Source organism: Sphingomonas sp. PL20, assembly GCF_017875905.1.
GTDB lineage: Bacteria > Pseudomonadota > Alphaproteobacteria > Sphingomonadales > Sphingomonadaceae > Sphingomonas > Sphingomonas echinoides.
Genome location: NZ_JAGINH010000002.1, coordinates 1,051,212 through 1,066,565, shown reverse-complemented (window position 1 = coordinate 1,066,565; position 15,354 = coordinate 1,051,212). Strand labels below are relative to the sequence as shown.

General features: G+C 66.4%; 12 protein-coding genes. 4 read left to right on the top strand and 8 right to left on the bottom strand.

The window, feature by feature from the left end; all coding sequences use genetic code 11:
* Positions 1-21: 21 nt before the first annotated feature.
* The gene (locus tag H4W01_RS05050; RefSeq protein ID WP_334685158.1) at positions 22-2,232 is read right to left on the bottom strand and encodes a ComEC/Rec2 family competence protein; all 2,211 of its coding nucleotides are present in this window, start codon (positions 2,230-2,232) and stop codon (positions 22-24) included.
* A gap of 43 nt (positions 2,233-2,275) precedes the next feature.
* Here H4W01_RS05050 and gltX point away from each other — a divergent pair, with 43 nt between their 5' ends.
* From gltX to H4W01_RS05035, 3 genes are read left to right on the top strand one after another with little or no spacing between them, the layout of a single operon-like run.
* On the top strand, positions 2,276-3,748 hold the full coding sequence (gene gltX / locus H4W01_RS05045) for a glutamate--tRNA ligase (RefSeq protein ID WP_435804113.1): 1,473 nt from the start codon (positions 2,276-2,278) through the stop codon (positions 3,746-3,748).
* Positions 3,749-3,768: 20 nt separating this feature from the next.
* Entirely contained in the window at positions 3,769-5,055 is a 1,287-nt protein-coding gene (locus H4W01_RS05040; RefSeq protein WP_209610143.1) for a citrate synthase, read from the top strand.
* Positions 5,052-5,246 (top strand): hypothetical protein, encoded by a 195-nt coding sequence (locus tag H4W01_RS05035; RefSeq protein WP_209610142.1) that lies wholly within the window; start codon positions 5,052-5,054, stop codon positions 5,244-5,246. The genes H4W01_RS05040 and H4W01_RS05035 overlap by 4 nt, the downstream gene beginning before the upstream one ends.
* 31 nt (positions 5,247-5,277) lie before the next feature.
* Here the strand turns inward: H4W01_RS05035 and H4W01_RS05030 are convergent, their stop codons facing one another.
* The 5 genes from H4W01_RS05030 to H4W01_RS05010 all read right to left on the bottom strand — a co-directional run bounded on the left by H4W01_RS05030 (position 5,278) and on the right by H4W01_RS05010 (position 10,967).
* Positions 5,278-6,777: a protoglobin domain-containing protein gene (locus H4W01_RS05030; RefSeq protein WP_209610141.1), complete on the bottom strand. Its 1,500-nt coding sequence runs from the start codon at positions 6,775-6,777 to the stop codon at positions 5,278-5,280.
* Positions 6,778-6,917: 140 nt separating this feature from the next.
* Positions 6,918-8,315, bottom strand: a complete 1,398-nt coding sequence (locus H4W01_RS05025; RefSeq protein ID WP_209610140.1) for a sensor histidine kinase — start codon at positions 8,313-8,315, stop codon at positions 6,918-6,920.
* Positions 8,312-9,427: a DUF2336 domain-containing protein gene (locus H4W01_RS05020; protein WP_209610139.1), complete on the bottom strand. Its 1,116-nt coding sequence runs from the start codon at positions 9,425-9,427 to the stop codon at positions 8,312-8,314. The genes H4W01_RS05025 and H4W01_RS05020 overlap by 4 nt, the downstream gene beginning before the upstream one ends.
* A gap of 35 nt (positions 9,428-9,462) precedes the next feature.
* Positions 9,463-10,623: a hypothetical protein gene (locus H4W01_RS05015; protein WP_209610138.1), complete on the bottom strand. Its 1,161-nt coding sequence runs from the start codon at positions 10,621-10,623 to the stop codon at positions 9,463-9,465.
* A gap of 50 nt (positions 10,624-10,673) precedes the next feature.
* Positions 10,674-10,967, bottom strand: a complete 294-nt coding sequence (locus H4W01_RS05010; RefSeq protein WP_010408074.1) for a hypothetical protein — start codon at positions 10,965-10,967, stop codon at positions 10,674-10,676.
* Between the two features lie 82 nt (positions 10,968-11,049).
* Here H4W01_RS05010 and H4W01_RS05005 point away from each other — a divergent pair, with 82 nt between their 5' ends.
* Complete coding sequence (locus H4W01_RS05005) at positions 11,050-13,359, top strand: hypothetical protein (protein WP_209610137.1); 2,310 nt, start codon at positions 11,050-11,052, stop codon at positions 13,357-13,359.
* 28 nt (positions 13,360-13,387) lie between these two features.
* Here H4W01_RS05005 and H4W01_RS05000 read toward each other — a convergent pair whose 3' ends face one another.
* Together H4W01_RS05000 and der are read right to left on the bottom strand one after the other, a co-directional pair.
* Positions 13,388-13,801: an Hpt domain-containing protein gene (locus tag H4W01_RS05000; RefSeq protein WP_010408067.1), complete on the bottom strand. Its 414-nt coding sequence runs from the start codon at positions 13,799-13,801 to the stop codon at positions 13,388-13,390.
* Between the two features lie 152 nt (positions 13,802-13,953).
* A complete protein-coding gene (gene der, locus H4W01_RS04995; protein ID WP_209610136.1) occupies positions 13,954-15,351 on the bottom strand; it encodes a ribosome biogenesis GTPase Der in 1,398 nt (465 codons plus the stop codon).
* Positions 15,352-15,354 lie beyond the last annotated feature (3 nt).

Genomic DNA, 15,354 nt, shown 5'->3' with positions numbered 1-15,354 from the left:
GCCACCAGCTAACGAACGCCCTCAGCGGTGGCGAGCCTCATTCCCTTTGCGGAACCGCGACAGCTTCGATGATACCGGAATCGTCACCCACGGATGCCGGTCGCCCGCATGACGGACGGTCCGCACCGAGGCCGTGCCCAGCGCGATCGCCACGCCGCCGCTGCGCGCCAGCGTCGCGCGATCAAGCCGCAGCCAGCGCGGTGCGCAGCGGCGCGGCAGGCGGCGTTCGCTGATGACGATGTCAGCGCTGGCGCACGCCGCAACCAACGCGGGCGCGGGGACGAGGTAGGCGCTGCGCGTCGCGAGGATGCGCCAGTCGCGGTCGCCCGCGCGGCGCGTCATCAGGCACAGGTCGCGGCTGCAGCGCGCCTCGGGTTGCTCCGACATCAGCACCGGCAAATCCTCGATCCCGCCATTCTCGGCCAGCATATCGGCGGTGTAATCCCCGGTACGGTCGCGCAGCAGCGCCAGATCGCCGTGCCCGGTGCGGATCGCGACGTGGCGACCATCGCCCGTCACCAGCACATCGGGCGCGGGCGTCAGCAGCGCCCACAGCGCGCCCGCCGCCAGCGGCAAGAGCCCCAACCGCCGCCAGCGCGTGCGCCATAAAGCCAGCCACAGACCACCCACCACCATCAGGGCGTAAGCCGCGCCCGGCATGGCGGGTAGCGGCGCGACCGATCCCGGAACGGCGGCGGTGGTGTGCGCGATCCACAGCAACAGATCGAGCGACCGCGCCGTCGCCCACCAGAACGGTGCTCCCGCGCCGATGCAATCGAACAGCAATGCCAGCGCTTCCAGCGGCATCGTCACGAAGGTGGTCAGCGGGATCGCCACGATATTGGCGACCGCGCCGTACACCCCGGCTTTCTGAAAGTGGAATAGCGAAATCGGCAGCAGCGCCAGTTCCACGACAAGGCCCGTCAACAATAAGGACGCCAGTTCGCGCGCGAGCTTCGCCAGCCGCGATTGCTCGCGCGGGCCGAACCAGCCGCGCACCGTCGGATGTTCGTTAAGCGCGATAATCGAAGCGACGGCGGCGAAGGACAATTGGAAGCTCGGCCCCGCCAGCGCCTCGGGATAGAGCAGCAACACGACCACCGCGCCCGCCGCGACCAGCCGCAGCGTCAACGCCTCGCGCCCCAGCGCCAGCGCGACGAGCACGAACAGCGCAGCGACGCAGGAGCGGATCGTCGGCACCTCGGCCCCGGTCAGCAGCGTGTAGCCGATCGCCGCGAGCGCCCCCGCCCCCGCTGCGATCAGCGGCAAGCGCCAGCGCAAGGCCAGCCACGGGCTGAGCGCGAGCAGCCGCATGACCAGCACCATCACCGCGCCGACCGCCGCCGTAATGTGCAAGCCGCTGACCGAGAGCAGATGCGCAAGGCCCGAACGACGCATCGCGTCATTGTCGGCCATCGGGATGCTGCCCTGGTCACCTGTTGCCAGCGCGGCGGCAATGCCTCCAGCCCCGCCCCCGCCCGCTTGCGCTTGAATATGCTGCGACAATCGTACGCGCAGCCCCGCTTCCGCCGCCGTGCCGCCGCCAGCGATGATGCGGATCGGCGCGAAGCCGCGCCCGGTCGCGCCGATGCCATCGAACCAGGCAGTGCGGGCGTAATCATAGGCACCGGGCACGGCAGGTTCGGGCGGCGGCATCAACCGCGCCGACAGCAACAACGTCGCCCCCGGCACCAGCCCGACTGGAACATCGGCCTCGGTCAGATTGACCCGAAGATGTGCAGGCAGCGTCGGCAATGGCTGGGGCGGCCCGCGCCGCTCGGGCACCGCCAGCACCCGGATCGGCGCGAGCCGCACGCGCACAAGACCCCGCGCCACCAGCGGCTCGACTCGTTCGACCCGCGCGGTGAAGGTCGCGATCGTCGGGCGGGCAAGCACACCCGCCGCGACTCGCTCCGAGCGGCTCCAGATCATTGCCAGCCCAAGCAAGACGCAAAACCCGCCCACCGCGACCACCCGCGCCGCCCGCCCATGTCGCGCAAACGCCACGCCGCCAAGCGCCACCGCCAGTGCAAGACATGCCGCCGCCCGCCACGCCGCCGGGTCGGGCAGCACGAACCACAAAGCGATCCCTGCGCCCAAGGCGACCGGCACCCACAAGGCCAGTTGGTCGCGCTCCGCCTCCAGCCACCGCTCGAGTCGGGCATTGACGGCGGCAAACCCCCGAAGCACGCCGATTTGAAGCGCGGGAAGGTGCGTGCTAGGGGCGCTCAAGGCTGAACCGGCCATCCATCCTTAAGTCTGGGAGTATGCGCGATTGAGCGCAATATCTGATCCCGCCACGGCCCCCGCCGTCGGCGCCACCACCACCCCCAATGACGCCACGGTCGTCACCCGGTTCGCACCGTCGCCGACCGGCTTCCTGCACATTGGCGGGGCGCGTACCGCCTTGTTCAACTGGCTCTACGCGCGTCACCATGGCGGCAAGTTCCTGCTGCGCATCGAAGATACCGATCGTGCGCGCTCGACCCAGCCCGCGATCGACGCGATTCTGACATCGATGCGCTGGCTCGGGCTCGACTGGGACGGCGAGGAAGTCTTCCAATTTTCGCGCGCCGCACGCCATGCCGAGGTCGCCTATCAATTGCTGGCGGCCGGCCAGGCATATAAATGCTTCGCCACCGCCGAAGAACTGACCGAGATGCGCGAGGCGCAGAAGGCGGCGGGCAAGCCGATGCGCTATGACGGCCGCTGGCGCGACCGGTCGCCTGAGGAAGCGCCCGAGGGCGCGCCGTTCGTCGTGCGGCTGAAGGCCCCGCGCGAGGGTGCCACCACGATCGAGGACCGCGTCCAGGGCAGCGTTACCGTGCAGAATGCCGAGCTCGACGATTTCGTGCTGCTGCGTTCGGACGGCACGCCGACCTATATGCTGGCGGTGGTGGTCGACGATCACGACATGGGCGTGACGCACATCATCCGCGGCGACGACCATCTCAACAACGCCTTCCGTCAGCTTCCCATCATGCGCGCGATGAACGCGATCGAGGGCGGCTGGCCCGACCCGGTCTATGCGCACATCCCGCTGATCCACGGGTCGGACGGCGCGAAAATGTCCAAGCGCCACGGCGCGGTCGGCGTGGAATTCTATCGCGACGAACTGGGCATTCTGCCCGAGGCGCTGGAAAATTATCTGCTGCGGCTCGGCTGGGGGCATGGCGATGATGAAGTCATCAGCCGCGACCAGGCGATCGCATGGTTCGATCTCGACGGCGTTGGCAAATCGCCCGCGCGGTTCGATTTGAAGAAACTCGAAAATTTGAACGGTCAGTATATTCGACAGGCCGACGATGCGCGCCTGGCCGAGTTGGTGGCACCGCGACTCGAGATCACGCCGAACGCCGAACAGCTCGATCTTCTGCGTCGCAGCATGGCCTCGCTGAAACCGCGCGCAGCCAATCTCAATGAATTGGCCAGCGGTGCTGCCTTTCTTTTTCGCACGCGCCCGCTTGCGATGGACCATGATGCGACAGCGCTGCTGTCGGGTTCTGCCCCAGCATTGCTCGCGCAGGTGCACGCGGCGCTTGACGCGGTCGAAGACTGGGATACGGAGGCGCTCGAAGCTGCGGTTCGGCAGGTCGCCGACGATGCAGGGGTCAAGCTCGGTCAAGTCGCGCAACCGCTGCGCGCCGCACTGACCGGACGCAAGACCTCGCCTGGGATCTTCGACGTGCTCGACTTGCTCGGGCGCGAAGAGAGCCTGGGGCGTATCGCCGACCAGATGGCCGCATAGACGTCACGAAAGGACGACCGATGACTGACACTGTCAAGCTGAACGCCGCAGACAAGGATCTCGATTTGAAGGTCCTGCACGGTAGCGTGGGTCCAGACGTGATCGATATTCGAAAGCTGTATGCCCAGACCGGGATGTTCACATACGATCCGGGCTTCACCTCGACCGCAAGCTGCGATTCGGCGATCACCTACATCGACGGCGACGAAGGCGTGCTGCTGCACCGCGGTTACCCGATCGGGCAATTGGCCGAACAGTCGAGCTTCATGGAGGTGTGCCATCTCCTGCTGAACGGCGAGTTGCCGACCAAGGACGAGCTCGACAAGTTCACCTACACGATCAGCCGCCACACGATGCTGCACGAACAGCTCGCAACCTTCTATCGCGGCTTCCGGCGCGATGCGCATCCGATGGCGATCATGTGCGGTGTCGTCGGCGCGCTGTCGGCCTTCTATCAGGATTCGGCCGACATCACCGATCCGCAGCAGCGCATGATCGCGAGCCATCGCCTGATTGCCAAGATGCCGACGATCGCCGCGATGGCGTATAAATATTCGATCGGCCAGCCGTTCATGCACCCCAAGAACGAGCTGAGCTACACCGGCAACTTCCTGCGCATGACCTTCGGCGTTCCGGCCGAGGAATATGTCGTCGATCCGGTGATCGAAAAGGCGATGGACCGCATCTTCATCCTCCACGCCGACCATGAGCAGAACGCCTCGACCTCGACCGTGCGCCTTGCCGGCTCGTCGGGTGCCAATCCGTTCGCGTGCATCGCGGCGGGCATCGCCTGCCTGTGGGGCCCGGCGCATGGCGGTGCCAACGAAGCCGCGCTCAACATGCTGCGCGAAATCGGCACGGTCGACCGCATCCCCGAATATATCGCGCGCGCCAAGGACAAGAACGATCCGTTCCGCCTGATGGGCTTTGGCCACCGCGTGTACAAGAATTACGATCCGCGCGCGACCGTGATGCAGCAGACTGTGCGCGAAGTGTTCGCCGCGATGAAGGTGTCGGACCCCGTGTTCGACGTCGCGCTGAAGCTCGAGGAAATGGCGCTGAGCGACCCGTATTTCATCGACAAGAAGCTGTTCCCGAACGTTGACTTCTACTCGGGCGTCATCCTCTCGGCGATTGGTTTCCCGACGACGATGTTCACCGCCCTGTTCGCGCTGGCGCGCACCGTCGGCTGGGTCGCGCAGTGGAATGAAATGATCGCCGATCCGGAGCAGAAGATCGGCCGTCCGCGTCAGCTCTACACCGGCCCGACGCAGCGCGATTACGTCGCGCTCGACGCCCGTTCGTGAACCCGGTGAAGGCGCTCGCCCTTGTGGCGGGCGTCATCCTACTGGCCTTCGGGGTGCTGTTCGCGGGCCAGGGCCTTGGCCTTATCATGTGGCCCGCATCGAGCCCCATGCTCGCCAAGGGCGAATGGGCGGTCTACGGCGCGCTGATCGCGCTGGCGGGTGGCGCGCTGCTGTGGTGGTCGCGGCGCTGAGCGCCCGACCACCCGCAGACCGCTGCGGTGGTTACTGAACCGACGCGCTACCGGCAGCATTGACCGCACGGCCATTGGCGCGCGCCGACCGCCGAGGCGCGGCGGACCCAGCCGGAGCAGCGGCGCTTCCCGTCTTGAACCGCTCGGTCTGCTGCGCCAGCGATCCAACTTCGCTGGTAAGATTGCGCGCGGCGGCCGACGTTTGCTCGACCATCGCGGCGTTCTGCTGCGTAGTACGGTCCATCGAACTGATCGCCGCCGAGATTTCGCTCAGAGCCGAAGATTGCGCCACGGCATCGTCGGCCATCGAGCCCAACAGATCATGGACCTTTGCCACATCGCCGGAGATGTCGGTCAGCGACGTGTCGACGTTTTTCACGGCATTGACGGCGGTGCCAATGTCGGCCTGCGTCACGGTCAACTGATCGCGCGCGCGCTTCGCCTCTTCCTCGGCACGCATCGCCAGCGCGGACACCAGATCAGCCACAACCGCGAAGCCACGCCCCGAATCGCCGGCGCGTCCCGCTTCGACGGCGGCGTTCATCGCGAGAACGCGCGTTTGGAACGCGATCTTGTCGAGGCCTTCGATCACCGAATCGATGCCCTTGGCACTCTCACCGACGCGGATCATGGCTTGGACGGCCTGGTCCGCGGTCGCGCGGCCATTGGCCACGGTGTCGGTCGCCTGTTGCGCGCGGTTGACCGTCTCGGCGGTCGCGGCGGCGGTTGCCTTCAGCCTGGAATCGATCTGCACCAGCGATGCCGACGTTTCCTCGAGGCTGGCGGCGGTGCCCTCGGTCCGGCGCGCCAGATCTTCCGAAGCGTGGGCAATTTCCGAGGAACCGGTCCGGATGCCGGCGCTGCTCGCCATCACGCTGCCGATCAAACCGCGCAGCGAGGTAAGTGCTTGATTAAAGCTGGTTTCAATTGCAGCAAAGGCAGGCGGCATGTTCGCAACGTCGCGGCTCAAATCGCCATCGGCCAGCGCGGCCAGGGCCTGCGACAGGCTTTCGATCGCCTTGTTGCGTTCGACTTGTGCCTCTTCGAAATAGATCGAGACCGACAATTCCATGTCGAGCAAGGCCGCTTTGACGATCGCGCTGCTCGCATCGGCGGCGCTCGGCCCGCGGAAGAACGACAACAGGCGCCGCCACGGCGACAGATGCCGCGCAATGCCACGGAGCAAATTTTCGAGGACCAACCCGTAAGCGCCGATATACCAGCGCGGTTCGAGGCCGATATGGGCGTGGATCGCGCCAATCCGGCGAACGCTGGCATGAAATTCCTGATCGAACGCACCCGTCGCAATACGAAGCCAGTGGCTTTCCTGCGCACGCTTGGCATGCGCCATATGCTGATCGTCGCGGAAGAAGGCGGCGGTTTCCGGGGTTCTGCGCGCGCTGTGATAGAAGCGGTCCAGTGCAGGGCTGAGTAAAGTCCGAACTAATGGCTGAAGCTCCGCCAGAACAGCACGTTGGGTTTCATCGATCGCCATGAAATCCAGGCGCGTTTGAACTTCCTTGTCGATCATACGTCACTGTCCCGATGTCTTGGAGCGTCCGCCCCCCATCGCTTTATAGACTGTGAGGTTGCTGCAGCGGCTCCCGCCACGGGCATTTTTTGACGATCTTATGCGCCTACGATCGTGGCGCTTGGACAGCAGCCGAAGTCTTAGATGCGCTCGGGCAATGTAAACACAAACCGCGCGCCTTGCCCGGGGGCGGAATCCACGGTCACGTCGCCACCCATCGCGCGCGCCAGCCGCCGCGCGATGTAGAGCCCCAGCCCGCTGCCGCCAACCTCGCGTGGATCGACCCGCTCGAACTTTTCGAAAATGCGCGCCTGATCCTCCAGCGCGATGCCCTTCCCCTGATCGGCGACGATCACCGCCGCGACCGTTCCTTCCCGTTCGGCGCGCACCCAGACCATGCCATCGGGCGGCGAATAGCGGACCGCATTGCCGATCAGATTGACCAGCACTTGTAGCGCACGGCGGAATTCGCCGGTTGCCGCCAGCGTCTCGCCCAGCGACGGGCGGTCGATCCGCACCTTCGCCTCGGATGCCCGGACCTGGAGCAACCCCGCCGCGCGGCGCGCGACATCCGCGAGATCGATGGCTTCCTTGGCCACCACGAAATCGGGTCGTTCGATCGCCTGGAGATCCACCAGATCGTCGACCAGCCCCATCAAATGCCGCCCGGCGCTGGCAATGTCGGCGGCGTAATCGGCGTAATCCTGCCGCAACGGGCCTTCCGACTGGGCATGAATGCTGTCGGCATTGGCGATGATACGGTCGAGCGGCCCACGCAGCGCCTGATCCAGCCGCATCGCAAAGGCGGTGGTCACCGCATCCGGAGCAACAGGCGGCGCGGGCGCGGTTATTGTTGTCGCCGGGTCGCCGTCCAGCGCATAGGCCGCGCCGACAAAGCCCGAAAAAGCGCCATTGGCGTCGGTCCGCGGCGTGGCGGCAAGGCGCACGCGGTGCCCGCTGGCGCGGATCGTCGCGACTTGATCGTCGAAGCGCTGTTGCAGCGCCAACCCGCCCAAAATCGGGAAGACCCCGCCATCGCCCTCCCCCAACACGAACAAACGCGTCAGCGGCTGGCCCAGCATGGCCGCACCATCGAAACCATAGCGTGCCCCGGCGGAGAGCGAGAGGAAGGTCAGCCGCAGTGCGCTGTCGGTTTCCCACAGCCAGTCGCTCTCGCTGCGCAGAAAGTCGGTCGCGCGCTCCTCTGCCGCCGCCGCCGGATGCCACGCCGCACGGCTGCGCCAGCCGGTAATGTGCAGCCGGACATTGCCCGAGCCTGCAACCGAATCGGGCTCAGCGCGCACCCACAATTCCAGGTCGTCCGGCCCATCCGCAGCAACCACGGCGCGGGACACCAGAATACCAAGCCGCTGCGCCAGGCGTGCGAGCGCGGCGATTTGCGGCACGGCGAGCGGCTGCCCGATATCGCCACCGGCGCGGGCGTTGAGGTCATGGAGTCGCTGATCCGCCTCGACCAGACGCCCGTCTTGGTCGACCATGCCGCGCACCGGCGGCAACATTGGCTCGCTCACATTCATTGGTGCGTCCCCCGCCCCAGTGCCACCAAGGCCGCGCGATAATCGCGATGCAGCAGCAATGGGGCAAGGGCGTGACGCGCGGTCGAGGGGGATATTGCCAGAATGTCGTTAATTCCGTCCGCGAAACGATCGAGGTTTCGTACCGGCTCGGCTTCGCACAGCGCAAGTCCGATCCGCGCGATTGCGGCACGATCCAGTTCAAGCGCGCGCAGCACCAGCCACAAGCGGCTGCCGTCACGGTCGAGAACGATTTCGCGCGCATCGGCATAATCCAGCCCCAGCGCACGCGCGAGCAACGCGATGAACAGTGCCAGCCGCCGGTCGGCCAGTGCCTCGACCAGGAGGATCGCCAATTCGCTCGCTTGCGGGTCGAGCGCGCTGGCGAGGCGCAGCGCCGTCGCTTCCAACCGGTCGCCCTCATCATGCGCGGCGATACTGCGCAGCGCCGCGTCGACCAGCGCGCGGTCGAGCAGCATGCGGGATTCGCCGTCCTGCGCCTCCAGACCTTCGCGGATTGCGGCGGCAACCCACCAAATCACGCGGTGGTGCAACTCGGCGGGAAGATCGGTGACGGCAGGCTGGCCGGGGGCCGGAGACCCGCGGCGACGGCTCTCCGCCGTCATCAACGCCACCGCGCTCGCTGAGATGACACGATCGGTCGCACTGGCGAGGCGCGGCAACAGGCTTGGACGATCGGGATCATCGGGCGATTCTCCCGGCAGCGCATCGGTCAGCAGATCCTGTTGGACGCGGCCGAGCAGTTCCCGCATCAGTTCGGCATCGCGCAGCACGCCCGCTTGCGCCAGCCGGTCAAAAATCGAGGCTCCCTCCGCCTCGACGGCGGCAGAGAGCAAAGCGGCATCGCGCGCCAGCAGCAATCGGGCAGCGTGATGGCGCAACGCCGCTTCTACCGACTGGACCAAATCGCCGAGCGTCGCCGCCATGGCGATTCGCGTGCGGTCGTCGAGCCGTGCAGCCTCAGCCAGGAAAAAGTCGGCGATGGCGATGCGCAGCCGATCGTCGGCGCGCGCGTCCGCCGCCGCTGCCCGGTTGAGCAGTGCGGTAACGGCCCCATTGGCCCCAGCATCCTTGTCGCCACATTCATTCGACATGATCTCGGCAATAAGGGGTTGTCGTTAAAGCGAGACTAAGGCTTTTCGAGAAAGCCCTCAATGGCGACCGCAAGCGTGACGACCGCATAGAGCGCGGCCAAGCCAAGCGCGAACAGCGGCTGGCCCAGCGCCAGCAGTGGCAGCATAAGCAGCGGATAGGCTACGGGGCTGGCCCATAAACGCCGGGCGTGCGCCGATCCCACAACCCGTTCGAGCAAGGCCGCGATGATGATCAAAGTGGTCGCGAGGATCAATCCGGCCGGCCGATCCGCGCCATAGCCGACCAGCAGCGCCGCCCCCGCCACGATCGCCGGGGTCAGATGCTCGGCAATGCGCGCGACCGATCCTTCGTCGCGCACCCAGGCCAGCGCCGCCGCGACCCCGGTGGCCCCGACGGCAAGATAGGTTACCGCCATGCCAACGGCCGGGTGCCCGATAAAAATCGTCAGCCATGCGCCAAGCGCGACCGCAACGCCCCCCGCCAGCACCGTGATCGTCCCGACCCCGCGCGTCATCAGCGGTGGCAAGATCAGCCGAATGAGCGGCGAAAGCAGATAGCGCTCGGCCCAGCGCGCCGGTCTGGCGACCAGCGCCGCAACCGTGCCATTGCCGCGCGCGGCCAGTGCCTGGGTGCTCCGCTCGATCGTGTGGCCGGGGGCCATATGCGCGTCGAGCCGGACCTGATCGGCCGCGGCCTGTGCGGCCACCCGCAACAAGGTCGACTGAAAATCATAATCGCGCGGCAAGGCGGCGACTTCGGCAATGCGCTTGCAGTCCAGCAAGGCAAGGCCAGCCCATGCGACGTTTGCGCCAACACGTTCATAGTGCGAGTCCATCTGATCGGTCACCAGCAGCGTGTCATGCGGCGCGGCGGCGATTGCCTGAACGACCTCGCTTGTGGTCACCACGCCGTCCGCAACGACCAACACGCGCGCGAGCGGATGGAGTTTTTCCAGCACTTCGCCTGCGCTGCGCACCGCATCGACCGACACGCCGCGTCGCCCGATGCGGCTGATCGCGCCAAGCAATTCCGGGGTCATGCGTGCGACGACCAGGATGATGTGGGTCGCGCCCGCCGCCACCAGCAAGCGCGCCTGAAACTCGATCAGCGTCAACCCGCCAAACGGCAAGGTCGCCGCGAGCACGCCTACGCGGTCATCGGCATCTTCGGTCGCAAAAATCAATCCAGCCAGCATCGCCTAGCTGTTAGGGGCTCGGCTCGATTAAGGCAAAGCCCGCAAAACGATCAGAGCCGTTCCACCGCGCGGCGCAAGCGCCGCATCAGCGCGGGGTCATGCGCCATCGCCTCGGCCGCTTCGGTGGCGATGGCCATCAGGCGGATTGCCCCGAAACTGGCAGCGAGACCGCGCATCCGCCATGCGGCCGCACGCCATGCCTCATCGCCTTGCGCCGTCTCGAGCGCGCTCAAGCCCCGCTCCACGCTCTCGAGAAATGCGCCGCGCAGTTCCGCGATCAGGGCGGGCTCATCGCCCACTGCTGCCGCCAAGGTCGCGTCAATTGCACCGGGATCATAGGCCATTGCGCCCGTCTAGCGCCTCATCCGTTAAGACAAGGTTTCGCTATTCGCTTTGAACTGACGACTTTCGTGATAAACAAGCATGATGAACGGGGGTTCTCGCATCATAGACCTGCGGCCGCACAGCGCCGCGCCACCCGCCCAAGCCGACGCGGAAGAGGGTGTGGCGATGGCGGAGTTTGCGCCCGTGCCGGAGGATCCCATCGAACTGACCGAGGTAATTGACGATCGACCGCCGTCGCGGCCGGTGCCGTGGCTCTCCATCCTGGGGATGCTCGCATCGCTGGGGTGGATCGGTGCGATGCTGTGGCTGTCGCGGGACAGCTTGGCCTCGCTGACGCCGCCTGCGCTGGTCAATTTCGTCGCCGGGCTGTGCGTGCCGCCAGCCTTGATCGCGATTTTGCTGGTGTTGGCGCTGCGCACCAGCACGGCGGAGGCGCGTCGCTTCGGGCAGACGGCACAGGCGATGCGCGCCGAGGCTGCCAGCCTTGAACGCACCGTCGCGGCCCTCGCCCACAGTATCGAAAGCAATCGCGCCAACCTGGCCGAGCAGACCAATGCCTTGATGGCGCTGGGCGATGGCGCGGTTGCGCGAATGGCCTCGATCGGGTCGGGCCTGACCACGCAAATCACGACCGCCGATGCCCATGCGGCGACCCTGGCGACGGCAGCGGACCAGGCGCATACTCGGCTGGAAGTGCTGCTGGCGCTGTTGCCGCGCGCGCATAACGAGACCGACGGGCTGGCGCAGTTGCTCAAGGCAACCGGCGTTACCGCGAGCGAACATGCCGCGGCGCTCGATGCGCAACTCACCGCGCTGGCCGAGCGTGGGCGCGAAGCCGATGCGGTCGCCAACGGTGCCGCGCAGAAGCTCGCCGCGCACATCACCCGCATGGAAGTGACCAGCGAGACAGCGGGCGCGCGGCTGGAACAGGTCACGGGCGACATGTCGCAGGCGGTCGATGGCTTGCTCGGCCGCACCGCCGACGCCGTCGACGAAGCGCGCAAGGGCATCGCCGCGCAGGGCGAGGCAATGCTGGCGATGCTCGGCACCAACCAGGCAGCGCTCGAGCGCGCCGCGCGCGACAGCGCCGAAGGCCTGGCCGCGCGCATCGCCGAGATCGAAACCCTGATCGACCGCGTCGCCGCCCGCCTTGCCGATCAACGCGCGGCCAGCGACACGATCGTCGAAGAAATCGACCAGGGGCTTGCGCGCGTTTCCGACACGTTCGAAACGCTGCATAACCAGGGCGTGCAACGCACCCAGGCGCTGGCCGCGTCGATCAGTGCGCTCGGCGGATCCGCCGATGCGATGACCGAGGCGCTGAAGACCGGCGACGAAATGGCGACGCATGCCATCGCCTCGACCGAACATTTGCTGATGGCGCTCGATTCCGCCGCGCGCGAGATTGACGAGACCCTGCCCGAGGCGCTGAGCCGCCTCGATGATCGGCTCGGCGTCAGCCGCAAGATCGTTGGGCAGGCCAAGCCCGAATTGCTGTCGCTGGTGACGGCGGCGGAAAGCACGCACGATGCGATCGAATCGATCGCCCATGTCATCGCGATCCAGCGCGACACCGTCAACGAACTGGCGAGCACGCTGCTCGAGACGCTGTCCGACGGCAAGATCAAGGCTGATGCGCTGGGCGAAATGGTCGACGATACGATCGGGCGCACGCATCGCTTCGCCGAAGATGCCGCTCCCCGGCTGGTCGAGGCGCTGCTGCGCGTGCGCGACACCGCCAGTGCCGCCGCCGACCGGGCGCGCGAAACCCTGGCGACGGTCATCCCCGAGGCAGCGCACGCCCTGGAACAGCAAAGCGCCGCCGCGATGGAGCGCGCGACGCGCGTCGCGGTCGAACGGCAGCTCGCCAGCATCGGGCAAGCGGGCGAAGCTGCCGCCGATGCCGCCGCGCGCGCGTCCGAACGGCTGACCCAGCAGATGCTCGCCATCGCCGATTCAACCGCTTTGGTCGAAAGCCGCCTGCAGGACGCGCGCGCCGAGCGCGAAAATGCCGATCAGGAAACGCTGGCACGGCGTGTCTCGTTGCTGATCGAATCGCTCAACTCCGCCTCGATCGACATCGCCAAGACCTTCTCCACCGACGTGTCGGACAGCGCCTGGTCAGCCTATCTCAAGGGCGATCGCGGGGTGTTCACCCGGCGGGCAGTACGCTTGCTCGACAGCGCCGAGGCGCGCGAGATTGCGCGCCTGCACGAAGAGGACCCCGCCTTCCGGGAGCAGGTCAATCGCTACATTCATGATTTCGAAGCGATGCTCCGCACGATCCTGTCGCAGCGCGACGGCTCTCCGCTTGGGGTGACCATCCTGTCCTCCGACATGGGCAAGCTCTATGTCGCGCTGGCGCAGGCGATCGAACGCCTGCGCGCCTGATCTACGCCGCGCGGGGCCGCCGGGTTGGTTAGATCGTCCGGCGACCGAAAGCCGGACGCCGCTCCACCAGCGGGTTGGATTCGCGCTCCAGCATCGCCAGCGTCTTTTCGAACAGCGGCCGCAGCGCAACGATATCGCTCAACGCCTCATCGGGGGTATCGCGGTTTTCGACACAGTCGCGCGCGATCGATTCGATCCGCTCCGCGATCTCGCCCAGCGGCTCGGCACCGAACTGACGCGCTTCGCCTTTCAGGGTATGCGCCGGGATCACCATTGCCGCCGCATTGCGCGCGCGCATCGCCGTTTCGATCGCGGCGACCGATTTGACGCCGTCCTCCCGGAAATAGCCCAGAATGCGGACGAAGCCCGCCCCGAGTTCGGCACGGGCACGCGTAAAAACGTTCCAGTCGATCAGGCTGTTCTCGTCGAGCGTCACCGTCATTTCCTCCAACCCGCACTCTCACCCGAAAGTACAGCTTGCTTCTACCTGCGCGAAGTAAACGAGCGGTTGACGCAGACACGAATCATTTCGGGTGCGTGACTATCAAGTTGCTGGTGTGACGCGATAACTCCGACGCAGCGCGCCGACCGGACTTAGCGGTCGAACGGGTTCTTCGGTGCCCGCAAGGTCAGCCGCACCGGCACCGCGCCAAAGCCCAGATCACGACGAATGCCGTTGATGAGATAGCGCTGATAGCTGGTCGGCAGTTGGTCCACCCGCGTGCCGAACAGCACGAAGCCGGGCGGGCGCGTCTTGGCTTGCGTAAGATACCGCAGCTTGATGCGCTTGCCGCCCGGTGCGGGCGGCGGATTGGCCTCGACCGCCTTTTCAAACCAGCGGTTGAGTTCGCCGGTGCCAACACGGCGCGACCAGGCGTCGCGCGTCTCGAACGCCACTTTCAACAACACGTCGATGCCCTTGCCGGTCGCGCCCGACACGGTGAGCACGGGCATCCCCTTGATCTGGCTCAGCCCTTCTTCCAGCGCGCCGCGAATGCCGTTGAACAGGCTGGAGCCGTTTTCGGCGATATCCCATTTGTTGATCGCGACGATCAGCGCGCGACCTTCCTGCAGCGCGGCATCGGCGATGCGCAGATCCTGCGATTCGAGCCCGCGCGTGGCATCGAGCAGCAGCACGACGACTTCGGCAAAATCGATCGCGTGCAGCGCGTCGGCGACCGACAGCTTTTCCAATTTGTCCTGCACATTGGCGCGCTTGCGCATACCCGCCGTGTCGATCAGGCGGACCTTGCGGGCATTTTCGCCAGGCTCGCGTTCAGGATCGTGCCACACCCAGTCGACCGCGATCGAATCGCGCGTGATCCCGGCTTCGGGGCCGGTGATCAGGCGGTCCTCGCCGAGGATGCGGTTGATCAGCGTCGATTTGCCGGCATTGGGGCGGCCGATGATGGCGAGCTTCAGCGGCGCTTCGGGGCTGTATTCGCCCTCGTCATCCGCATTGGGGATATCGGCACCATATTCGTCCTTGTCGGGCTCGATATAGGGCAGCAGCGCATCGAACAGTTCGACCAGCCCCTCGCCATGTTCGGCCGACAATTCAACGGGATCGCCAAAGCCAAGCGACAGCGATTCGAGGATGCCGTCGGCCCCTGCCTTGCCCTCGGCCTTGTTGGCGACAAGGATGACGGGCGTGGTCGACCCGCGCAGCCAGCGCGCGATTTCCTCGTCGAGCGGGACGATGCCAGCGCGCGAATCGAACAGGAACAAGGCGACATCGGCCTGCGCGACCGCGGCCTCGGTCTGCGCGCGCATCCGGCCGGGCAGCGAGGCGGCGTCCTGATCCTCATAACCGGCGGTATCGATGATGCGGAAATCGAGGCCGACCAGCGTGGCATCGCCTTCGCGCCGGTCGCGCGTCACGCCGGGGCGATCGTCGACAAGCGCCAGCTTTTTGCCGACGAGACGGTTGAACAGGGTCGATTTGCCGACATTGGGCCGGCCGATAATCGCGACCACGGGAAGATTGGGCATGCG

Excerpts from the sequence above, each read along its gene's own strand:
- H4W01_RS05005 (WP_209610137.1), top strand. The coding sequence starts at position 11,050 with ATGAACGGGGGTTCTCGCATCATAGACCTGCGGCCGCACAGCGCCGCG.
- der (WP_209610136.1), bottom strand. The coding sequence starts at position 15,351 with ATGCCCAATCTTCCCGTGGTCGCGATTATCGGCCGGCCCAATGTCGGC.
- H4W01_RS05040 (WP_209610143.1), top strand. The coding sequence starts at position 3,769 with ATGACTGACACTGTCAAGCTGAACGCCGCAGACAAGGATCTCGATTTG.
- H4W01_RS05015 (WP_209610138.1), bottom strand. The coding sequence starts at position 10,623 with ATGCTGGCTGGATTGATTTTTGCGACCGAAGATGCCGATGACCGCGTA.
- H4W01_RS05000 (WP_010408067.1), bottom strand. The coding sequence starts at position 13,801 with ATGACGGTGACGCTCGACGAGAACAGCCTGATCGACTGGAACGTTTTT.
- H4W01_RS05030 (WP_209610141.1), bottom strand. The coding sequence starts at position 6,777 with ATGATCGACAAGGAAGTTCAAACGCGCCTGGATTTCATGGCGATCGAT.
- H4W01_RS05025 (WP_209610140.1), bottom strand. The coding sequence starts at position 8,315 with ATGAATGTGAGCGAGCCAATGTTGCCGCCGGTGCGCGGCATGGTCGAC.
- H4W01_RS05020 (WP_209610139.1), bottom strand. The coding sequence starts at position 9,427 with ATGTCGAATGAATGTGGCGACAAGGATGCTGGGGCCAATGGGGCCGTT.
- H4W01_RS05010 (WP_010408074.1), bottom strand. The coding sequence starts at position 10,967 with ATGGCCTATGATCCCGGTGCAATTGACGCGACCTTGGCGGCAGCAGTG.